The organism is Pseudomonas sp. 3A(2025), from assembly GCF_054589175.1.
This window is the reverse complement of record NZ_BAAILM010000113.1, coordinates 921,349-941,618: the sequence shown is the minus strand read 5'-3', so window position 1 is coordinate 941,618 and position 20,270 is coordinate 921,349. Positions and strand designations below refer to the sequence as shown.

Annotated in this window: 18 protein-coding genes and 1 pseudogene; 14 read left to right on the top strand and 5 right to left on the bottom strand. The window is 62.1% G+C overall.

Annotation, left to right across the window (positions count from 1 at the left end; translation table 11 throughout):
* Window positions 1-12 precede the first annotated feature (12 nt).
* Genes gatB through gatC form a run of 3 tightly spaced genes read right to left on the bottom strand, consistent with a single transcriptional unit; the run spans window position 13 to window position 3,224 of the window.
* The gene (gene gatB / locus ACYP2A_RS30985; protein ID WP_459749723.1) at window positions 13-1,458 is read right to left on the bottom strand and encodes an Asp-tRNA(Asn)/Glu-tRNA(Gln) amidotransferase subunit GatB; all 1,446 of its coding nucleotides are present in this window, start codon (window positions 1,456-1,458) and stop codon (window positions 13-15) included.
* Between the two features lie 11 nt (window positions 1,459-1,469).
* On the bottom strand, window positions 1,470-2,921 hold the full coding sequence (gatA, locus tag ACYP2A_RS30980; RefSeq protein ID WP_459749722.1) for an Asp-tRNA(Asn)/Glu-tRNA(Gln) amidotransferase subunit GatA: 1,452 nt from the start codon (window positions 2,919-2,921) through the stop codon (window positions 1,470-1,472).
* 15 nt (window positions 2,922-2,936) lie between these two features.
* Window positions 2,937-3,224, bottom strand: a complete 288-nt coding sequence (gene gatC / locus ACYP2A_RS30975; protein ID WP_459749721.1) for an Asp-tRNA(Asn)/Glu-tRNA(Gln) amidotransferase subunit GatC — start codon at window positions 3,222-3,224, stop codon at window positions 2,937-2,939.
* A 207-nt stretch (window positions 3,225-3,431) separates the two neighbouring features.
* Between gatC and mreB the strand changes: the two genes are divergently transcribed.
* The 8 genes from mreB to tldD all read left to right on the top strand — a co-directional run bounded on the left by mreB (window position 3,432) and on the right by tldD (window position 14,576).
* Window positions 3,432-4,469 (top strand): rod shape-determining protein MreB, encoded by a 1,038-nt coding sequence (gene mreB, locus ACYP2A_RS30970; protein ID WP_056834111.1) that lies wholly within the window; start codon window positions 3,432-3,434, stop codon window positions 4,467-4,469.
* A gap of 174 nt (window positions 4,470-4,643) precedes the next feature.
* Entirely contained in the window at window positions 4,644-5,768 is a 1,125-nt protein-coding gene (gene mreC / locus ACYP2A_RS30965; RefSeq protein ID WP_459749853.1) for a rod shape-determining protein MreC, read from the top strand.
* The gene (gene mreD / locus ACYP2A_RS30960; RefSeq protein WP_459749720.1) at window positions 5,761-6,252 is read left to right on the top strand and encodes a rod shape-determining protein MreD; all 492 of its coding nucleotides are present in this window, start codon (window positions 5,761-5,763) and stop codon (window positions 6,250-6,252) included. The genes mreC and mreD overlap by 8 nt, the downstream gene beginning before the upstream one ends.
* 54 nt (window positions 6,253-6,306) lie before the next feature.
* Window positions 6,307-6,909, top strand: a complete 603-nt coding sequence (locus ACYP2A_RS30955; RefSeq protein WP_459749719.1) for a Maf family protein — start codon at window positions 6,307-6,309, stop codon at window positions 6,907-6,909.
* Window positions 6,906-8,363, top strand: a complete 1,458-nt coding sequence (rng, locus tag ACYP2A_RS30950; RefSeq protein WP_459749718.1) for a ribonuclease G — start codon at window positions 6,906-6,908, stop codon at window positions 8,361-8,363. Before ACYP2A_RS30955 ends, rng begins: the two co-directional genes overlap by 4 nt.
* A gap of 100 nt (window positions 8,364-8,463) precedes the next feature.
* The gene (locus ACYP2A_RS30945) at window positions 8,464-12,279 is read left to right on the top strand and encodes a YhdP family protein (protein WP_459749852.1); all 3,816 of its coding nucleotides are present in this window, start codon (window positions 8,464-8,466) and stop codon (window positions 12,277-12,279) included.
* A 9-nt stretch (window positions 12,280-12,288) separates the two neighbouring features.
* Window positions 12,289-13,134, top strand: a complete 846-nt coding sequence (locus tag ACYP2A_RS30940; RefSeq protein WP_459749717.1) for a carbon-nitrogen hydrolase family protein — start codon at window positions 12,289-12,291, stop codon at window positions 13,132-13,134.
* 2 nt (window positions 13,135-13,136) lie between these two features.
* Window positions 13,137-14,576: a metalloprotease TldD gene (gene tldD / locus ACYP2A_RS30935; RefSeq protein ID WP_459749716.1), complete on the top strand. Its 1,440-nt coding sequence runs from the start codon at window positions 13,137-13,139 to the stop codon at window positions 14,574-14,576.
* 57 nt (window positions 14,577-14,633) lie between these two features.
* Here the strand turns inward: tldD and yjgA are convergent, their stop codons facing one another.
* A complete protein-coding gene (gene yjgA, locus ACYP2A_RS30930; protein WP_459749715.1) occupies window positions 14,634-15,155 on the bottom strand; it encodes a ribosome biogenesis factor YjgA in 522 nt (173 codons plus the stop codon).
* A 108-nt stretch (window positions 15,156-15,263) separates the two neighbouring features.
* Between yjgA and pmbA the strand changes: the two genes are divergently transcribed.
* The 6 genes and pseudogenes from pmbA to ACYP2A_RS30900 all read left to right on the top strand — a co-directional run.
* Window positions 15,264-16,610, top strand: a complete 1,347-nt coding sequence (gene pmbA / locus ACYP2A_RS30925) for a metalloprotease PmbA (RefSeq protein ID WP_459749714.1) — start codon at window positions 15,264-15,266, stop codon at window positions 16,608-16,610.
* 228 nt (window positions 16,611-16,838) lie between these two features.
* Window positions 16,839-17,234, top strand: a complete 396-nt coding sequence (locus tag ACYP2A_RS30920; RefSeq protein ID WP_459749713.1) for a FagA protein — start codon at window positions 16,839-16,841, stop codon at window positions 17,232-17,234.
* Window positions 17,227-18,603, top strand: a complete 1,377-nt coding sequence (locus ACYP2A_RS30915) for a class II fumarate hydratase (protein ID WP_459749712.1) — start codon at window positions 17,227-17,229, stop codon at window positions 18,601-18,603. Before ACYP2A_RS30920 ends, ACYP2A_RS30915 begins: the two co-directional genes overlap by 8 nt.
* 30 nt (window positions 18,604-18,633) lie before the next feature.
* A complete protein-coding gene (locus tag ACYP2A_RS30910) occupies window positions 18,634-19,089 on the top strand; it encodes a hypothetical protein (RefSeq protein WP_459749711.1) in 456 nt (151 codons plus the stop codon).
* A gap of 1 nt (window position 19,090) precedes the next feature.
* Window positions 19,091-19,702, top strand: a complete 612-nt coding sequence (locus tag ACYP2A_RS30905) for a superoxide dismutase (RefSeq protein ID WP_459749710.1) — start codon at window positions 19,091-19,093, stop codon at window positions 19,700-19,702.
* Between the two features lie 29 nt (window positions 19,703-19,731).
* A pseudogene (locus ACYP2A_RS30900) lies at window positions 19,732-19,899 on the top strand (ZIP family metal transporter); the annotation flags it as partial.
* Window positions 19,900-19,990: 91 nt separating this feature from the next.
* Here ACYP2A_RS30900 and ACYP2A_RS30895 read toward each other — a convergent pair.
* A complete protein-coding gene (locus ACYP2A_RS30895; RefSeq protein ID WP_459749709.1) occupies window positions 19,991-20,263 on the bottom strand; it encodes an HPr family phosphocarrier protein in 273 nt (90 codons plus the stop codon).
* Between the last annotated feature and the right edge of the window lie 7 nt (window positions 20,264-20,270).

The following is a 20,270-nucleotide window of genomic DNA, read 5'->3' as shown; positions in this document are numbered from 1 at the left end:
GGGAAACAGGTATCAGCCTTCGAGCTTGGCCTTGAGCAGTTCGTTGACTTGCTGCGGGTTAGCCTTGCCTTTGGAGACTTTCATCGCCTGACCGACAAAGAAACCGAACATCTTGCCGCGCTTGGCTTCGTCGGCCGCACGGTACTGTTCGACCTGCGCCGCGTTGGCCGCGAGCATTTCGTCGAGCATGGTTTCGATCGCGCCGCTGTCGGTGACTTGCTTGAGGCCGCGCTTTTCGATCACTTCATCAGCGCTGCCTTCACCATTGGCCATGGCTTCGAAGACCATCTTGGCGATCTTGCCGGAAATGGTGTTGTCCTGGATGCGCTTGAGCATGCCGCCCAGTTGCTCGGCGCTGACCGGCGACTGTTCGATTTCCAGGCCCTGCTTGTTGAGCAGGCTGCCCAGCTCGACCATGACCCAGTTGGCTGCCAGCTTGGCGTCGCCGCCAATCGTGACCACCTGTTCGAAATAGTCGGCCTGCTCGCGGCTGGAGGACAGCACGCTGGCGTCATAGGCCGACAGGCCGAACTGGCTCTGGAAGCGCTCGCGCTTTTGCGGTGGCAATTCCGGCAGGGTGGCGCGGGTCTGCTCCAGGAACGAGTCCTCGATGATCACCGGCAGCAGGTCCGGGTCGGGGAAGTAACGGTAGTCGTTGGCTTCCTCTTTGCTGCGCATGGCGCGGGTTTCGTTGGTGTTGGGGTCGTACAGGCGGGTTTGCTGCACAACCTTGCCACCGTCTTCGATCAGGTCGATCTGGCGCTGGATTTCGCTGTTGATCGCCTTCTCGATGAAGCGGAACGAGTTGACGTTCTTGATCTCGCAGCGGGTGCCGAACTCGACCTGGCCTTTGGGCCGGATCGACACGTTGCAGTCGCAACGCAGCGAGCCTTCGGCCATGTTGCCATCGCAGATGCCCAGGTAACGAACCATTGCGTGGATTGCCTTGACGTAGGCCACCGCCTCTTTGGCGCTGCGCATGTCCGGTTCGGAGACGATCTCCAGCAGCGGGGTGCCGGCGCGGTTGAGGTCGATGCCGGTCATGCCCTGGAAGTCTTCGTGCAGGCTTTTGCCGGCGTCTTCTTCAAGGTGCGCACGGGTAATGCCGATGCGCTTGACGGTGCCGTCTTCCAGGGTGATGTCCAGGTGGCCCTTGCCGACGATCGGCAGCTCCATCTGGCTGATCTGATAGCCCTTGGGCAGGTCGGGGTAAAAGTAGTTCTTGCGCGCAAAGACGTTGTGCTGGCCGATCTCGGCGTCGACCGCCAGGCCGAACTTGACCGCCATGCGCACGGCTTCTTTATTGAGTACCGGCAGAACACCCGGCATGCCGAGGTCGACCAGGCTGGCCTGGGTATTGGGCTCGGAGCCGAACGTGGTGGCGCTGGCGGAGAAAATCTTCGATTGGGTCAAAAGCTGGGTATGGATTTCCAGCCCGATGACGACTTCCCATTGCATTTAAATTCTCCTCAGAAGCCTTCAGGGGCACGGGTGTGCCAGTCAGTGACCTGCTGGTACTGATGCGCAACGTTCAACAGGCGACCTTCCTGGAAGTAGGGCGCGAGCAACTGCACGCCCACCGGCAGACCGTCGACAAAACCGGCCGGCATCGACAGGCCCGGCAGGCCGGCGAGGTTGGCGGCAATGGTGTAGACGTCTTCGAGGTAGGCGGCGACCGGGTCGCTGCTCTTGGCGCCGATCTTCCAGGCCGGGTTCGGCGTGGTCGGGCCCAAAATGACGTCGACCTCGGCGAAGGCGTTGACGAAGTCGTTCTTGATCAGACGACGGATTTTCTGCGCCTTGAGGTAGTAGGCGTCGTAGTAACCAGCCGACAGCGCATAGGCGCCGACCATGATCCGGCGCTGCACTTCGGCGCCGAAGCCTTCGCCACGCGAACGCTTGTACAGGTCGGTGAGGTCCTTGGGCTGGTCGCAACGGTAGCCAAAACGCACGCCGTCAAAACGCGACAGGTTCGAGGATGCCTCGGCCGGGGCGATGACGTAGTAGGCCGGGATGCCATGCTGCAGGTTCGGCAGGGTGATCTCCTTGACCACGGCACCGAGTTTTTCCAGGGCCTTGACGCTGTCCTGCACCAGCTCTGCAATGCGCGGATCGAGGCCGGCACCGAAGTATTCCTTCGGCAGGCCGATGCGCAGGCCTTGCAGCGAATTGTTCAGGCTGGCCGAGTAGTCGGGCACCGGCTCGTCGATGCTGGTGGAGTCAAGCGGGTCGAAGCCGGCCATGCCTTGCAGCAGCAGTGCGCAGTCTTCGGCGGTGCGCGCCAGGGGGCCTGCCTGATCGAGGCTGGAGGCGTAGGCGATCATGCCCCAGCGCGAAACACGACCGTAGGTCGGTTTCAGGCCGGTGAGGTTGGTCAGTGCTGCCGGCTGGCGAATCGAGCCGCCGGTGTCGGTGCCGGTGGTGGCTGGCAGCAGGCGCGCGGCCACGGCCGCCGCCGAACCGCCGGACGAACCGCCCGGAACGTGCTCCAGACCCCAGGGGTTCTTGACCGCGCCGTAGTAGCTCGACTCGTTGCCCGAGCCCATGGCGAACTCGTCCATGTTGGTCTTGCCCAGGGTCACGGTGCCGGCGGCGGCCAGCCTGGCAACCACGGTGGCGTCGTAGGGCGCCTTGAAGTTGTCGAGCATGCGCGAGCCGCAGCTGGTGCGGATGCCCTGAGTGCAGAACAGGTCCTTGTGCGCCAGCGGGGCACCCAGCAGGGCGCCGGTCTCACCGGCGGCGCGACGGGCGTCGGCGGCCTGGGCCTGGGTGATGGCCAGGTCTTCGGTGCGGGTGATGAAGCTGTTGAGCTTCGGGTCGAGCTCGGCGATACGCGCCAGCAGGACGCGGGTCAGCTCTTCGGATGAGAATTTCTTGTCGGCGAGTCCGCGGGCGATCTCGGCCAGGGTCAATTGATGCATGCAGGCGCTTTCCCTTTACTCGATGACTTTCGGAACCAGATACAGGCCTTGCTCGACCGCAGGGGCGATGGCCTGGTATTCGTCGCGATGATTGCTCTCTGCCACGACGTCGTCGCGCAGGCGCTGGGACGCTTCAAGCGGGTGAGCCAGGGGTTCGATGCCGGTGGTGTCGACCGCTTGCATCTGGTCGACAAGCCCGAGAATGCTGTTCAGTGCTTCGGTAGTACGTGGCAGATCGTCATCGTTGAGGCCCAGACGGGCCAGGTGAGCGATCTTTTCCACGTCGCTGCGCTCGAGCGCCATGGGGGTATCTCCAGGTGAGTGCGCCGGACCGAATCCGGGGCGGGTTGCGGAACATGACGGCGTTTCGTCGGTCTGATGGCCGCGAACGTCTAGGCTCTTGCTCGGAAAAGCTGCCAATTTAACATATTGGCTCCTTGCCCAAAATCCCTGTCGTTGTTAGAGTTTGCCGCACTTTTTTACCCACGCGTTCCCTAGGGTCCTTTTCCCATGTTCAAGAAACTGCGTGGCATGTTTTCCAGTGATCTTTCCATCGACCTGGGCACTGCCAACACACTTATTTACGTGCGTGAGCGCGGTATCGTACTGAATGAACCTTCGGTCGTCGCGATTCGTACCCACGGCAACCAGAAAAGCGTTGTGGCCGTAGGGACCGAGGCCAAACGCATGCTGGGCCGTACGCCTGGCAATATCGCCGCCATTCGTCCGATGAAAGACGGCGTGATCGCCGATTTCAGCGTCTGTGAAAAGATGCTGCAGTACTTCATCAACAAAGTTCATGAAAACAGCTTCCTGCAACCCAGCCCTCGTGTGTTGATCTGCGTTCCGTGCAAATCCACCCAGGTCGAGCGTCGCGCCATTCGTGAATCGGCACTGGGTGCCGGTGCCCGCGAAGTGTTCCTGATCGAAGAACCCATGGCTGCGGCCATCGGTGCCGGCCTGCCGGTCGAAGAAGCCCGTGGTTCGATGGTGGTCGACATCGGTGGTGGTACCACTGAAATCGCCCTGATCTCGCTCAATGGCGTGGTCTATGCCGAATCCGTACGGGTTGGCGGCGACCGTTTCGACGAAGCGATCGTGACTTACGTGCGCCGCAACTACGGCAGCCTGATCGGCGAATCCACTGCCGAGCGTATCAAACAGGAAATCGGTACTGCCTTCCCGGGCGGCGAAACCCGTGAAGTCGACGTGCGCGGCCGTAACCTGGCCGAAGGCGTGCCACGTGCCTTCACCCTGAACTCCAACGAAGTGCTCGAAGCGCTGCAGGAGTCGCTGGCGACCATCGTGCAGGCAGTCAAGAGCGCGCTGGAGCAATCGCCTCCGGAGCTGGCTTCGGACATCGCCGAGCGTGGTCTGGTACTGACCGGTGGTGGTGCCCTGCTGCGCGACCTCGACAAACTGCTGGCCCAGGAAACCGGCCTGCCGGTGATCGTCGCCGAAGACCCGCTGACCTGCGTAGCGCGTGGCGGTGGCCGAGCCCTGGAAATGATGGACAAACACACCATGGACCTGCTCTCCAGCGAGTAATTCGTCGGGAGCGCTTCAAGCAGTTGTTGGTCTACAGGTAGCCCCTATGCTACCTGTAGGCTTCACGCTGCCCTTGAATACGCTTTTCAATCCGTCCAGGTCAATTCCTCTTGCGCATGAATAACAGCCAGTCAAGGCTCAATCCGTCGAGCGAATGCCCGACAGGAGCGGCCTATTAAACCGCTTTTTGCCAAAGGCCCTTCGCTGGGTGTACGCCTGCTTGTGCTGGCGGTGCTGTCGGTTGCGTTGATGGTAGTCGATGCCCGTTTCACCCTGCTCAAGCCGGTGCGTAGCCAGATGTCGCTGGTGCTGATGCAGACCTACTGGATCGTCGATTTGCCGCAGCGCCTGTATCAGGGCGTAGCCATGCAATTTGGCAGTCGCACCGAGCTGCTGGTCGAGAACGAAAAACTCAAGACCGAAGCGCTGCTGTTACAAGGCCGCCTGCAAAAGCTGGCGGCCCTGACCGAGCAGAACGTGCGCCTGCGCGAATTGCTCAACTCATCGGCGCTGGTCAACGAGAAGGTCGAGGTCGCCGAACTGATCGGCATGGACCCGAACCCCTTTACCCATCGGATCATCATCAACAAGGGCGAACGCGATGGCGTGGTCCTTGGCCAGCCGGTGCTCGATGCCCGTGGCCTGATGGGCCAGGTGGTCGAGCTGATGCCCTACACCGCGCGCGTTTTGCTGCTGACCGACACTACCCATAGCATTCCGGTGCAGGTCAACCGTAACGGCCTGCGCGCCATCGCCAGCGGCACGGGCAACCCCGAGCGCCTGGAACTGCGTCATGTGGCCGACACCGCCGACATCAAGGAAGGCGACCTGCTGGTCAGCTCCGGGCTGGGTCAGCGCTTTCCGGCCGGTTATCCGGTGGCGACGGTCAAAGAGGTCATCCACGACTCCGGTCAGCCGTTTGCCATTGTCCGTGCCGAGCCGACTGCCGCCCTGAACCGCAGCCGTTACCTGTTATTGGTGTTCTCCGACGGCCGTTCGGCCGAGGAGCGCGCTGCCGAGGCCGGTCAGGCTCAGGAATTGCTGGGCAGGCGCAGCGGGCCTGCCAACCTGGCGCCGGTGCCTGGCGCTTATGCGCCGGTATTCCCGGCCATGCCTGGGGCGTTGCTGCCGGTGTTCCCGATCAATAGTGTGCCGAGCGGTGCCTCTACGCCACACGCAGCGCCTGCGCGCAGTACGCCTGCGGCTTCGCCCGCACCGGCCAGCAGCCGCCCGGCTTCAAGGCCGGCGACGCCAGCGGCCGCCGCGCCGTCCAACTCCCGAGAGCCCATCGATGGTTAGTCACGCCCCCGGACACAATGGCTGGGTGGTCTGGTTGACCTTCGCCATCGGCCTGTTGCTCAGCGTTTCGCCGCTGCCGCAATTCATGGAAATCTTTCGCCCGCTGTGGCTGGCGCTGCTGCTGACCTTCTGGATCCTGGCGCTGCCGCACAAGGTCGGCATGACCACTGCCTGGTTGCTGGGGCTGATGGAGGATGTGCTGTATGGCACCTTGCTGGGCCAGAACGCGCTGACCCTGAGCCTGATCGCCTTCCTGGTGATGTCCTTGCAGCATCGCTTGCGGATCTTTCCGACCTGGCAGCAATGCCTGATTCTGCTGGTGGTGTTCGGTCTGGCGCAGTTGGCCCAGTTGTGGCTCAGTGCCCTGACCGGCAACCGCCAGCCGACCCTGGCGCTGGTGTTGCCGGCGCTGGTCAGTGCCTTGCTATGGCCCTGGATCAGCTATGGATTACGCGGGCTGCGCAAGCACCTGAAAATAAATTGAGCGCACTGAGTGCAGGCGCTCCACACGGGGCGTCACCGACATGGAGACGTCCCCATGCCTTCGCTATACCTGGCTTCCGGTTCACCGCGACGTCGTGAACTGCTCACCCAGATCGGCGTGCCGTTCAACGTATTGAGCGCGCAGATCGACGAAACCCCCCTTGCCGATGAACACCCAGGCGACTATGTCGAGCGGCTGGCGCGCAGCAAGGCGCAGGCGGGTCTGGCTTTGCTGTCCGAGACGCAAAACGCTTGCGTACTGGGCGCCGACACCGCCGTGGTGCTCGACGGGCAGATTCTCGGCAAACCCATCGATCAACAAGACGCGCTGGCCATGCTGGCGGCGCTGTCGGGGCGTGAGCACGAGGTGCTGACCGCCGTGGCAGTGCTCGATCATGAGCGCTGCGAAAGCCGGGTGGTCGCCAGCAAGGTCCGCTTTCGCCCGATTCAGGCACATGAAGCGCGCACGTACTGGGCCAGCGGCGAGCCGCTGGATAAAGCCGGCAGCTATGCCATTCAGGGGCTGGCGGCGATCTTCGTCGAGGCCCTGCACGGCAGCTATTCTGCGGTTGTGGGCTTGCCGCTGTGCGAAACCGCAGACCTGCTGGGCCATTTCGGCATACCCTGTTGGCAAGGCCTGGAAGGTGATAAGCCATGAGTGAAGAAATCCTGATCAACATCACGCCCATGGAGTCGCGGGTGGCGGTGGTCGAAAACGGTGTCCTGCAAGAGGTCCATGTCGAGCGGACCCAGCGGCGCGGCATCGTCGGCAATATCTACAAGGGCAAGGTGGTGCGGGTATTGCCCGGCATGCAGGCAGCGTTCATCGACATCGGTCTGGACCGTGCCGCATTCATTCACGCTTCGGAAATCTCGATGCGCGAAGGTTCGGCCGTCGAGCCGATCAGTGCGCTGGTCCATGATGGCCAGAGTCTGGTGGTGCAGGTCACCAAGGATCCGATCGGCAGCAAGGGCGCACGCCTGACCACTCAGTTGTCGATTCCGTCGCGCTATCTGGTGTACATGCCGCGTACCGCGCACGTCGGCATTTCGCTGAAAATCGAAGATGAAGGCGAGCGCGACCGCCTCAAGAAGGTGGTCAGCGATTGCGTGGCCCAAGAGGGCATCAAGGAAGCCGGTGGCTTCATTCTGCGCACCGCTGCCGAAGGGGCGGGCGCCGAAGAGATCCTCATGGACATCCGCTACCTGCGGCGCTTGTGGGATCAGATCGGTGAGCAGATCAAGACCGTCAGCCCGCCGACCGTCATCTACGAAGACCTCGGGTTGGCCCTGCGCACCCTGCGCGATCTGGTCAGTCCGCGTATCGAGAAGATTCGTATCGACTCGCGGGAAACCTTTCAGAAGACCCGGCAGTTCGTCGCCGAACTGATGCCCGAGATCCAGGACCGTCTGGAGCATTACCCAGGCGAGCGGCCGATCTTCGACCTGTACGGGGTCGAGGATGAAATCCAGAAGGCCCTGGAGCGCAAGGTGCCGCTCAAGTCCGGTGGCTATCTGGTGGTCGACCCGGCCGAGGCGATGACCACCATCGACGTCAACACGGGCGCCTTCGTCGGTCACCGCAACCTCGAAGAAACCATCTTCAAGACCAACCTGGAAGCGGCCACCGCGATTGCCCGGCAACTGCGCCTGCGCAACCTGGGCGGCATCATCATCATCGACTTCATCGACATGGAAGATGGCGAGCACCAGCGTCAGGTGCTGCGCACGCTGGAAAAACAACTCGAACGCGATCACGCCAAGACCAACATCATCGGCATCACCGAGCTGGGCCTGGTGCAGATGACCCGCAAGCGCACCCGTGAGAGTCTGGAGCAGATTCTCTGCGAGTCCTGTATGTGCTGTCAGGGACGTGGCAAGCTCAAGACTCCGGAAACCATCTGCTACGAGATTTTTCGCGAGATTCTGCGCGAAGCCCGCGCGTATCAGGCGGTGGGGTATCGGGTGCTGGCCAGCCAGCGGGTGGTTGACCGCTTGCTCGATGAAGAGTCGGGCAATGTCGCCGAGCTTGAAGCGTTCATTGGCCGGACCATACGGTTTCAGGTCGAATCGATGTATTCACAGGAACAATATGACGTCGTGCTGCTCTGAATTGCTCACAATGCAGATATGACTCCCGTTGTAACGACGGTGGGCTGCGGCATGGATGCCCTTTGAGCGAGAATAATGAGTGGTCAATGAGCAAATTCCGGTGCGCGGCCTGCCACGCCTGATGGCGGTCCTCACGCGCTGGGGCTTGAGCCTGTGCGCCTTGTTGCTGGTGCTGGCGGCCCTGTACGTCAGCCTGGGGCGGCAACTGACGCCGATGCTGGCCGAATACCGGGTCGACGTCGAAACCCGCGCCCAGGCGGCGCTGGACATGCCGCTGAGCATTGGCAGCCTGGAAGGCCGCTGGAGTGGTTTCGCCCCGGTATTGCTGGCCCACGATGTGATGATCGGCGAAGGCCGCAGTGCGCTGCGTCTGGACCAGGTGCGCGTGGTGCCGGCGCTGTGGGACAGCCTGATGGCTCGCGAGGTGCGCATTGCCGACCTTGAGGTCAGCGGCCTGCAGATGATTTTGCGCCAGGACAAGGACGGCAAATGGGCGTTGCAAGGCTTGCCGCAGCGCGAAGAAAAGCCGCTGGACCCCGAACAGGTCCTGACCCGCCTGCAGCAGGTGGCGCAACTGTCGGTGTTTGACAGCCAGTTGACCGTACAGCCATTCGACCAGTCGCCGCTGACCCTCACTTACATCAATTTCAGCCTGGCCACCGGTGCCCGCCAGCAGCGCCTCGATGCACGTCTGAACCTGCCCGACGGCCAGCCATTGGCGCTCAATGTGCGCTCGCGCATTCAGGCCCGCCAGTGGCGTGAAGCCCAGGCCGATGCTTACCTGAGCCTGCCGCAAAGCGACTGGGCGCAATGGTTGCCCAAGACCCTGACCCGTGACTGGGATATCTCGGCGCTCAAGGCCGGTGGGCAGTTCTGGCTCGGCTGGGGCAAGGGCACCGTGCAGAGCGCGACCGTGCGCCTCAATGCGCCGCTTCTTCAAGGCCATTACGCCCAGCACGCGCCGGCAAAAATTGACAATCTGGCACTCGATGCCTGGTTCGCGCGCAACGAACAGGGGTTCAGACTGACCCTGGGTTCGCTGGCCATGAACCTGAACAAACAACGCTGGGAAAGCCGTGTGCAGTTGCAGCAACGCATCGCCACCGCCGACAGTCAGGAGGTTTGGCATGTCGAAGCGGATCGTCTGGACCTGACCCCACTGACGCCCTTGCTCGATTCGCTGGCACCGCTGCCCGACACCCTGCGTGAAGTGCTCGACCATCTGAACGTTACCGGCACGCTGCGTAATGTATTGCTCGACTGGCGCCCGCAAGCCCAGGGCGATGAGCGCGTAAGCTTTGCTGCCAATCTTGAAAAGGTCGGCTTCGACGCTTACCACGGCGCGCCGGCGGCCGGCAATGTCAGTGGCGCCATCAGCGGCGATCTGGGCAAGGGCGAGCTGCGCCTGGCCACTGAAAACTTCATGCTGCACCTGGACCCGATTTTCAAGAATCAGTGGCATTACCCCAAAGCTAATGCACGCCTGACCTGGACCCTGGATCAGGAGCGTTTCACCCTGATTGCGCCGTACATCAAGGTGCTGGGCGACGAGGGCAAGATCGCGGCCGACTTTCTGATTCGTATCCACCTCAAGCACGACCACGAAGACTACATGGACCTGCGCGTCGGCATGCTCGATGGCGATGGTCGCTATACCGGCAAGTACCTGCCTGCCGTGCTCAGCCCGGCGCTGGATCACTGGCTGCGCACCGCCATCGTTACCGGCGACGTCAAGCAGGGCTTTTTCCAGTATCAAGGCTCGCTGAACAAGAACTCGCCGGAGCACTCGCGGGTCATCAGCCTGTTTTTCAACGTCAAGAATGCCACGCTGGACTTCCAGCCTGGCTGGCCGTCGCTCACCGGCGTGGACGGCAAGGTCTGGGTCGAAAACAACGACGTGCGGATCAAGGCCAGCAAGGGCCAGTTGCTCGGTACCCGGGTCAGTAATGTGCAGGTCAATGTGCCGCCGGCTGCGGCCGGGCAGCCCAGCCATTTGCTGGTCGATGGCGAATTTGTCGGCACCCTGGGCGATGGACTGAAAATTCTTCAGGAGGCGCCGATCGGCACCGGCAGCACCTTTGCCAGTTGGGAAGGCGAGGGGCCGCTCAAGGGCAAGCTGCAGCTGGATATCCCGCTGGAAAAAGGCGTAGAGCCAAAAATAGGCGTGGACTTTGCCAGTGAAGGCGCGCGCCTGAAACTGGCAGAGCCGCCGCTTGAGCTGACCCAGCTCAAAGGCGCGTTTCGTTTCGACAGCGAGCGTGGCCTGAGCGGCAAGGACATCAGCGCCCAGGCGTTCGATCGCCCGGTGACTGCGCAGATTCTGGCCGAAGGCAAGCCGGGCGCGAATATCACGCGCATCAATGCGACTGGCCAGATTGCCCTCAAGCGCCTCACCGACTGGCTGAGTTTCAACCAGCCGCTGCCGGTGTCGGGCGATATTCCCTATCAGCTGCAACTGTTGCTCGACGGCGGCGACACACCGTTGTCGATTACTTCCAGCCTGCAAGGTCTTGCGGTTGACCTGCCGGCGCCGTTCGGAAAAACCCGCGAACAGGCGCGGCCCAGCGAGTTTCGCATGACCCTGCAAGGCAACGAGCGACGCTATGATACAGCCTACGGCGCGCTGGCCAGTCTGGCCTGGGCCGCACCTGCAAGCGATCCGCTGCAAGGGCGTGGCGAGCTGTTTCTGGGCCAGGGCGGCGCTGTCGTGCCACAGGCCAAGGGCTTGCGCATCAGTGGCAGCCTGTCCGAGCTGGACATCAGCCCCTGGCAGGAGGTTGCCCAGCGCTACAGCGGCAACGACCCGGGTGGCAGTGCCCGGCAGACACTCAATCAGGTGGATGTACAGGTCGGTCGGTTGACTGCGATGGGGACCACGCTGGAACAGGCCCGCGTGCAGCTGCAGCGCAGTGCCTCGGCCTGGCAGTTGTCGCTGGACAGTCAGCAGGTCAAGGGCAGTGCCGCACTGCCGGATGCGAAAAATGCACCGCTGGATATCAATCTGCAGTATGTGCGCCTGCCGGCCGCCGACCCCAGTGCGCCGGTGGTCGAGAATGCCCCCGACCCGCTGGCCGATGTCGATCCGCGCAAGATCCCGGCGCTGAATGTGCGTATCGGTCAGTTGTTTCAGGGCGAACAATTGATTGGCGGCTGGGCATTGAAAACCCGGCCTACGGCAAACGGTTTACGCTTCAACGACCTGAGTCTGGGGCTCAAGGGGTTGTTGCTCGAAGGCGATGGCGGCTGGGAAGGCGCGCCGGGTGCCAGCACCAGCTGGATCAAAGGGCACATGGCCGGCAAGAACCTGGGCGATATCCTCAAGGCCTGGGGATTTGCACCAACGGTGACCAGCGAATCGTTCGAGCTGGACATCGACGGTCGCTGGCCAGGGTCTCCGGCCTGGGTGGGCCTGAAGCGCTATTCCGGCAGCCTCGATGCTTCGCTGCGCAACGGTCAGTTCGTTGAGGTCGAAGGCGGCGCCCAGGCGCTGCGGGTGTTTGGCTTGCTCAATTTCAACTCCATTGGCCGCCGTTTGCGTCTGGACTTCTCCGACCTGCTGGGCAAGGGGTTGGGGTATGACCGGGTCAAGGGGTTGCTGGTGGCCAGCGAAGGGGTCTATGTGACGCGCAAGCCGATCACCTTGACCGGCCCGTCGAGTAATCTTGAGCTGGACGGCACGCTGGACATGGTCAAGGACCGGGTCGACGCCAAGCTGTTGGTGACGCTGCCGGTGAGCAATAACCTGCCGATTGCCGCGCTGCTGGTCGGCGCGCCGGCCGTCGGTGGCGCGCTGTTTCTGGTCGACAAGCTACTGGGCGACCGCATTGCGCGCTTTGCCAGTGTCCAGTACAAAGTCGAAGGGCCCTGGAAGGAACCGAAGATCACCTTCGACAAGCCGTTCGAAAAGCCACAGTAGGAGGGATCCATGACGTTTGCTGTGATTCAAATGGTCAGCCAGAGCGATATCGCCGAAAATCTGCGCCATGCCCGTGGCTTGCTGGAGCGGGCCGCCGAGCAGGGGGCGCAACTGGCCGTGTTGCCGGAAAACTTCCCCGCGCTGGGGCGTCGCGACGCCGCCGACATCGGTCGCGCCGAAGCCTTGGGACAAGGTCCGATCCTGCCCTGGTTGAAACAGGCCGCCCGCGACCTCAAGTTATGGATTGTGGCCGGCACGCTACCGCTGCCGCCGCAGGGTCAACCCGACGGTAAGGTCACCGCCTGCTCGCTGCTGATCGACGAACACGGTGAACAGGTTGCCCGCTATGACAAACTGCACCTGTTCGATGTCGATGTGACCGACAATCGCGGCCGCTACCGTGAATCCGATGACTATGCTCATGGAGGCAACATCGTGGTGGCCGACACACCGGTCGGGCGTCTGGGGCTTAGCGTGTGCTACGACCTGCGCTTCCCGGAGTTGTACACCGCCCTGCGTGAAGCGGGCGCGGAACTGATTACCGCACCTTCGGCGTTCACCGCCGTCACCGGTGCGGCGCACTGGGAGATCCTGATTCGCGCGCGCGCCATCGAGACTCAGTGCTACCTGCTTGCGGCTGCCCAGGGCGGCGTGCATCCAGGCCCTCGGGAAACCTGGGGCCAGACGGCAATCATCGACCCGTGGGGGCGAATACTGGCCGGGCAGGACAAAGGTGAAGCCGTGCTGCTGGCGCAGCGCGACAGTGAAGAACAGGCGTCCATACGGGCGCGGATGCCGGTGTCGAGTCACCGGCGATTTTCAGTGCAGGACGCGGTGCGGCCTGCTTCGGAGTGAATATGAGTGATGTGTCCTCAGTCAGCGAACATCTTCTGGCGCCTGGCGGCCTGAACCTGGACACCCTGCAATCGGTGCTGGGCGATCTGGCCGGGCCCGGGATCGACGCGGCCGATCTGTATTTCCAGGGCATGATTTCCGAGTCCTGGGCGCTTGAGGATGGCATCGTCAAGGAAGGCAGCTTCAACCTCGACCAGGGTGTCGGGGTGCGTGCACAGTCGGGTGAAAAAACCGGTTTCGCCTACAGCAATGCCATCAACCTCGAAGCCTTGAGCGCGGCGGCACGTGCGGCCCGTTCGATCTCGCGTGCCGGCCAGAGCGGTCGCGTCCAGGCGTTCACCACTCAGGATGTGGCCCAGCTGTATGCACCGGATAACCCGCTTGAAGTGCTGAGCCGGGCCGAGAAAGTCGAGCTGCTCAAGCGCATCGACGTCGCCACCCGTGCGCTGGACCCGCGTATTCAACAGGTGTCGGTGAGCATGGCCGGGGTCTGGGAGCGGATTCTGGTCGCCGCGGCCGATGGTAGCCTGGCTGCCGATGTGCGCCCGCTGGTGCGTTTCAACGTCAGTGTGATCGTCGAGCAGAACGGCCGTCGCGAGCGCGGCGGGCATGGCGGTGGCGGGCGTACCGACTACCGTTATTTCCTCAACGAAGACCGCGCCATGGGCTACGCCCGTGAGGCCTTGCGCCAGGCGCTGGTCAACCTTGAAGCGGTACCTGCACCGGCCGGCACCTTGCCGGTGGTGCTGGGCTCTGGCTGGTCGGGCGTGCTGTTGCACGAAGCGGTCGGCCATGGTCTGGAAGGCGACTTCAACCGCAAGGGCAGCTCGGCCTACAGCGGCCGGATGGGCGAAATGGTTGCCTCCAAACTGTGCACCATCGTCGATGACGGCACCCTGGCCGGCCGTCGCGGCTCGCTGAGCGTCGACGACGAAGGCACCCCGACCGAGTGCACCACGCTGATCGAAAACGGCGTGCTCAAGGGTTACATGCAAGACAAGCTCAACGCCCGCCTGATGGGCGTGGCGCGTACCGGCAACGGCCGTCGCGAATCCTATGCGCACCTGCCGATGCCGCGCATGACCAACACCTACATGCTCGGTGGGCAAAGCGACCCGCAGGAAATCATCGCCTCGGTGAAACGGGGCATCTATTGCGCCAACCTGGGCGGCGGTCAGGTGGACATCACCAGCGGCAAGTTCGTGTTCTCGACCAGCGAGGCTTACCTGATCGAAGACGGCAAGATCACCACGCCGGTCAAAGGCGCGACGCTGATCGGCAACGGGCCGGAAGCCATGAGCCGGGTGTCGATGGTCGGCAACGACCTGTCGCTGGACAGTGGCGTAGGAACATGCGGCAAGGACGGTCAGTCGGTGCCGGTAGGCGTCGGCCAGCCGACCCTGAAGATCGATGCGATCACCGTGGGCGGCACAGGCAGTTAAGGCGGGCAGGTGAGAGAAGCGCAGGGCTGGCCGGTGACGACCAGCCCTTGGCAGGTGCTAGCGCAGACCGCGCTGCACTTCGTCCAGGTCGCGAATGTACTTGAAGATCTTGCGGCTGGAGGCCGGCGGCTTGTTGTGTGCCACCTCGTGCTGGGCCTGACGGATCAGGGAGCGCAATTGCTGGCGATCGGCGTCCGGGTATTCGGAGACGAATTTTTCCAGGACGCTGTCATCACCGCCGATCAGGCGGTCACGCCAGCGCTCCAGCGAGTGGAAGCGTTCGTTGTACTGCCGGGTCGAGCTGTCGAGCTGGTCCAGCAATACCAGAATGGCTTCCTGGTCCTGGTCGCGCATCAGCCTGCCGATGAACAGCATGTGGCGCTTTTTCGCGATGTTCGCGGTGTGCTTGGGGGCTTCAGCCAATGCCCGGCGCAAATTGTCGGTCAATGGCAGCTTGTCCAGCATGTCGGGTTTGAGGGTAGTCAGTCGCACACCCAGTTCAACCAGAGCCTGTTGCTCGCGTTTTACCTGGGTTTTGCTTTTCTCCCCGTCGAGGGAGTCGTCGTAAGAATCAACCATGGGGGCCGTCCGCAAATAAACGCCGCCATGATAACCAGTCGGGGGCCGCTTGTCCGGCCCGCTCGGTAATGTGAGCCGTGCCGAAAGCAGAATTTGATGGAGAAAGTCATGAGTGCAACCCAAAGCGTCGGCCCACAAGCCCTGCCAGCACTTCAGGAACAGGTCGAGCAGATCATTGCCGAAGCCCGCCGTCAGGGCGCGAGTGCCTGCGAAGTGGCCGTTTCTGTGGATCAGGGGCTGTCGACCTCGGTGCGTCAGCGTGAAGTCGAAACCGTAGAATTCAACCGTGATCAGGGCTTTGGCATCACCCTGTACGTCGGCCAGCGCAAAGGCTCGGCCAGTACCTCGGCCAGTGGCCCGGAGGCAATCCGTGAAACCGTCGCGGCGGCACTGGCGATTGCCCAGCATACCTCCGAAGATGAAAGCTCGGGGCTGGCGGACCCGGCCCTGATGGCCCGTGACCTAAAGGATTTCGACCTGTTTCATGCCTGGGACATCACCCCGGAGCAGGCCATCGAGAAAGCCTTGATCTGCGAAGCGGCGGCGTTCGATGCCGACAGCCGCATCCGCAACGCCGATGGCACCACCCTCAATACCCATCAGGGTTGCCGGGTGTATGGCAACAGCAACGGTTTTATCGGCGGTTACGCCTCGACCCGCCATAGCCTCAGTTGCGTCATGATCGCCGAAGAAGGCGGCAACATGCAGCGTGATTACTGGTATGACGTCAACCGTCAGGGCGCCTTGCTGACCGATGCGCAAATCATCGGGCGCAAGGCGGCGCAACGTGCAGCCAGCCGTCTTGGTGCACGCCCGGTGCCGACCTGCGAAGTACCGGTGCTGTTTTCGGCCGAACTGGCCGGCGGGTTGTTCGGCAGCTTTCTGGGCGCGATTTCCGGCGGCAACCTGTACCGCAAATCGTCTTTCCTGGAAGGCGCGCTGGGTCAGCGGTTGTTCCCTGAATGGCTGACCATCGACGAACGCCCACACCTGATGCAGGCGATGGGCAGTGCGTCGTTCGACGGCGACGGCCTGGCCACCTATGCCAAACCGTTCGTCGAAAATGGCGACCTGGTGTCGTACATGCTCAGTACCTACTCGGGTCGCAAGCTGGGTCTGCCGAGCACTGCCAATGCCGGCGGCGTGCACAACCTGTTCGTGACCCATGGCACGGAAGACCAGAGTGCACTCATACGCCGCATGGGCCGTGGCCTGCTGGTCACCGAACTGATGGGCAGTGGCCTGAACATGGTCACAGGCGACTATTCACGCGGCGCAGCAGGCTTTTGGGTCGAGAACGGCGAGATTCAATTCCCGGTTCAGGAAGTGACCATTGCCGGCAATATGCGCGACATGTTCAAGCAGATTGTCGCCATCGGCAGCGATCTTGAACTGCGCAGCAACATTCGCACCGGCTCCGTGCTGATCGAACGCATGACCGTCGCCGGTAGCTGATTTCATCCATATGCCTGTCTATACGCTGTAGGAGCGGCTTTAGCCGCGAATGGCGCCATCACCAATCGGTGGCGCCTGTTTCCCGGCTGAAGCCGGTCCTACGACGGCGTCGACTTTCGAAACTCCCTCCTTTTTTCACCCCACAAAAAACAGATTCGCCCCAGAGTCTTGTTTTGATTCTTAATCTCATTCAATAATGAATATCATTTCTTGGCTGGGTCATGGGTCATGGGGTCTGTCCTGCACGAGTTGCCTTATCTGGATAACTGGCGTGAGCTGAGTCTGCGGATTCGTTGTGCGCTGGATCCCGATGAGCCGCGCCTGATCGAGCATTACCTGGCCGAAGGGCGTTATCTGGCGCGTTTTACCGCGACCCCCAAGGCCATGATCGCGCTGACTGCCTTGCGTCTGTTGCTCGACACCGCCCGCGACCCGGTTTTGCCCTGGCACTGGCGCTGCCTGTGCCTGGACCAGGCCTGGCGTCCGCTGCGCGATTTCAAGGCGCTGGCCGTGACCCCGGCCCGACACCGGCAGTGGCAAGCCTGCGTCCATGAGTTGGCAACGTGCGTGCTACAGCCGTCGATTTCTCTCACTGAACTGGTCCAAGGATATTCCGATGAGTAATACCCGTATCGAACGCGACAGCATGGGCGAGCTGCAGGTGCCGGCCGAGGCCCTGTATGGCGCCCAGACCCAGCGTGCGGTCGACAACTTTCCGATCAGCCATCAGCGCATGCCCAGGCAGTTCATTCGTGCATTGCTGCTGGCCAAGGCGGCTGCGGCCAAGGCTAACCTGGAGCTGGAACAGATCAGCGAAGGGCAGAGCAACGCCATCGTCCAGGCGGTCAGTGATCTGCTGGCGGGCGATTTTATGGTTCACTTCCCGGTCGATGTGTTCCAGACCGGTTCCGGCACCAGTTCCAACATGAACGCCAATGAAGTGATCGCCACCCTGGCGACCCGTATCCATGGCGAAGTGGTCAATGCCAATGACCACGTCAACTGCGGCCAGAGCAGCAACGATATCATTCCGACCACTATTCATGTCAGCGCGGCCCTGGCCCTGCATGAGCACCTGCTGCCAGCCTTGCAACACCTGATTCAGGTCACCGAGCACAAGGCTGCGCAGGTGCATCCGTTCGTCAAGACCGGCCGTACCCACCTGATGGATGCCATGCCGGTACGCCTGAGCCAGGTACTCAATGGCTGGGCGCAACAGATTCGCGCCAACCTCGAAAATCTTCAGGCGCTGCAACCGAGCCTGCAATCGCTGGCCCAGGGCGGTACGGCGGTGGGTACCGGCATCAACGCACACCCTGAGTTCGCTGCGCGCTTCAATGCGCAACTGAGCGCACTGAGCGGCGTGACCTTCACCCCCGGCAAGGATCTGTTCGCCCTGATCGGCTCGCAGGACACGGCGGTCTCGGTTTCTGGCCAGCTCAAGGCCACTGCGGTGTCCTTGATGAAGATCGCCAACGATTTGCGCTGGATGAACTCCGGTCCCCTGGCGGGGCTGGGCGAGATCGAGCTGCAAGCCTTGCAGCCAGGCTCTTCGATCATGCCTGGCAAGGTCAACCCGGTGATTCCGGAAGCCACTGCGATGGTTGCAGCGCAAGTCATCGGCAACGACACCGCGATCACCGTGGCAGGTCAATCGGGCAACTTCGAGTTGAACGTGATGCTGCCGATCGTCGCCCTGAATCTGCTGGGTAGCATCGAGCTGTTGGCCAACTCCAGCCGCCTGCTGGCCGACAAGGCCATCGCCAGCTTCAAGGTCAACCAGGAAAAACTCCAGGAAGCCTTGTCGCGCAACCCGATTCTGGTCACCGCGCTGAACCCGATCATCGGTTATCAGAAGGCTGCCGAGATCGCCAAGAAGGCTTATCAGCAAGGCCGTCCGATCATCGACGTGGCGCTGGAACACACCGACCTGCAACGCAGCCAGCTGGAAGTGTTGCTCAACCCTGAAAAACTGACCGCTGGCGGCATCTGACTCACGCCCGCCATGCCTCTGGAGGTAGCTATGCAGCATTGGAAACGCACTATCGAACAGGCCAATCGCTGTTTCAATCTTGGCGAGTGGGTTGAAGCTCGCGAGTTGTACCTCCAGGCGCTGGCGCTGGCGCAGGTGTTGTTCGAGCGCTGGGCGGACCCGGACGAAGCCGTGGCCGCCTGCGTTATCTCGCATCACAACCTGGCCGATCTACACTTGAGCCTGGGACAGCCCGAGGAGAGCGCCGAATATTTGTGCGCGATCCATCAGCGCCTGTTGCAGACCCTTCAGGATTCACGACTGCCCGAAGCGTTGCGTCAGGCCGCGCTGCGCCATAGCAACAAGACCTACGCCGAGTTGCTGAGCTTCATCAGCGAACACGGTGAATACCCGCGTACCCATCGACTGCTGAGCAGCAACAGCGAGCACACCCGCACGTCGTTGCAGCATTCTTCAGCCACTGGCCATTTCCACGGAGTCCATTGAAATGCCTTATAGCCTGCCTGAGTTGCCTTACGCCTACGATGCTCTGGAACCGTACGTCGATACGGAAACCATGAAGATCCACCACACCAAGCACCACCAGACCTACATCGACAACCTCAACAAGGCCGTTGCCGGTACTGAATACGAGAACCTGTCGGTCGAGGCGCTGGTTGCCAAGGTCAAGGAGCTGCCGGAAAGCCTGCGCCCTGTGGTTACCAACCACGGTGGTGGTCACGCCAACCACTCGCTGTTCTGGACTGTAATGAAGCCCAATGGCGGCGGCGAGCCGACGGGCGAGCTGGCCAAGGCCATCGCTGATGAACTGGGTGGCTTCGAAGCGTTCAAGACCGCGTTCACCGATGCTGCGGTCAAGCGTTTCGGCAGCGGCTGGGCCTGGCTGAGCGTGACCCCCGAGAACAAGCTGGTGGTCGAGCACAGCGCCAACCAGGACAGCCCGCTGGAGAAAGGCAACACGCCTATTCTCGGTCTGGACGTCTGGGAGCACGCCTATTACCTCAAGTACCAGAACCGCCGTGCCGAATACATCGGCGCGTTCTACAACGTCATCAATTGGGATGAAGTTGCCAAGCGTTATGCTGCTGCGCTGGCCTGATCAACCAGGTGGATAATCCAGGGTATCTTATGCGTTCACCAATAAGGTCAGCCCGCCTGCTTCGTTTTGCGTTCGGCAGTCTTTTGCTGCTGGCCGGGATGGTCTTGCTGGCTGCCCAGGCGCTCGCCTGGCTTGATCTTGAACCTTGTCTGTTGCGGGTTCTGGAAGAAGGTGCGAGCTGCGCTCTGGGGTTGGCTTCAAGCTGATCGTGTGCGCTACCCGCATTAAAAAAGGGGCTACCTGAAAGCAGGGCCCCTTTTTTAATATCTGTTGCGTCGGGCGGCGCTGTTACTCGCCTTCATCGAACTTGTTGTTGATCAGCTCGACCAGGCCTTCCAGAGCCTGCTCGGCGCTCTCGCCCTCGGTCGACAGATGAAGCTCGGTGCCTTTGCCGGCGGCGAGCATCATGACGGCCATGATGCTTTTGCCATCGACCAGGCTTTCAGGTGTGCGGCCCACCCTGATCTGGCAGGGAAACTTGCCGGCCACGCCGACAAACTTGGCGGCGGCCCGGGCGTGAAGGCCGAGTTTGTTGATGATGGTGATTTGACGAGCGGGCATCGCAGTG

What these genes read in the sequence shown, in the direction of transcription:
- tldD (WP_459749716.1), top strand. Translation starts at nt 13,137, where the DNA reads ATGAGTGATGTGTCCTCAGTCAGCGAACATCTTCTGGCGCCTGGCGGC.
- ACYP2A_RS30895 (WP_459749709.1), bottom strand. Translation starts at nt 20,263, where the DNA reads ATGCCCGCTCGTCAAATCACCATCATCAACAAACTCGGCCTTCACGCC.
- gatC (WP_459749721.1), bottom strand. Translation starts at nt 3,224, where the DNA reads ATGGCGCTCGAGCGCAGCGACGTGGAAAAGATCGCTCACCTGGCCCGT.
- ACYP2A_RS30915 (WP_459749712.1), top strand. Translation starts at nt 17,227, where the DNA reads ATGAGTAATACCCGTATCGAACGCGACAGCATGGGCGAGCTGCAGGTG.
- gatA (WP_459749722.1), bottom strand. Translation starts at nt 2,921, where the DNA reads ATGCATCAATTGACCCTGGCCGAGATCGCCCGCGGACTCGCCGACAAG.
- pmbA (WP_459749714.1), top strand. Translation starts at nt 15,264, where the DNA reads ATGAGTGCAACCCAAAGCGTCGGCCCACAAGCCCTGCCAGCACTTCAG.
- yjgA (WP_459749715.1), bottom strand. Translation starts at nt 15,155, where the DNA reads ATGGTTGATTCTTACGACGACTCCCTCGACGGGGAGAAAAGCAAAACC.
- ACYP2A_RS30940 (WP_459749717.1), top strand. Translation starts at nt 12,289, where the DNA reads ATGACGTTTGCTGTGATTCAAATGGTCAGCCAGAGCGATATCGCCGAA.
- ACYP2A_RS30920 (WP_459749713.1), top strand. Translation starts at nt 16,839, where the DNA reads ATGGGGTCTGTCCTGCACGAGTTGCCTTATCTGGATAACTGGCGTGAG.
- rng (WP_459749718.1), top strand. Translation starts at nt 6,906, where the DNA reads ATGAGTGAAGAAATCCTGATCAACATCACGCCCATGGAGTCGCGGGTG.
- ACYP2A_RS30910 (WP_459749711.1), top strand. Translation starts at nt 18,634, where the DNA reads ATGCAGCATTGGAAACGCACTATCGAACAGGCCAATCGCTGTTTCAAT.
- gatB (WP_459749723.1), bottom strand. Translation starts at nt 1,458, where the DNA reads ATGCAATGGGAAGTCGTCATCGGGCTGGAAATCCATACCCAGCTTTTG.
- ACYP2A_RS30955 (WP_459749719.1), top strand. Translation starts at nt 6,307, where the DNA reads ATGCCTTCGCTATACCTGGCTTCCGGTTCACCGCGACGTCGTGAACTG.
- mreB (WP_056834111.1), top strand. Translation starts at nt 3,432, where the DNA reads ATGTTCAAGAAACTGCGTGGCATGTTTTCCAGTGATCTTTCCATCGAC.
- ACYP2A_RS30905 (WP_459749710.1), top strand. Translation starts at nt 19,091, where the DNA reads ATGCCTTATAGCCTGCCTGAGTTGCCTTACGCCTACGATGCTCTGGAA.
- mreD (WP_459749720.1), top strand. Translation starts at nt 5,761, where the DNA reads ATGGTTAGTCACGCCCCCGGACACAATGGCTGGGTGGTCTGGTTGACC.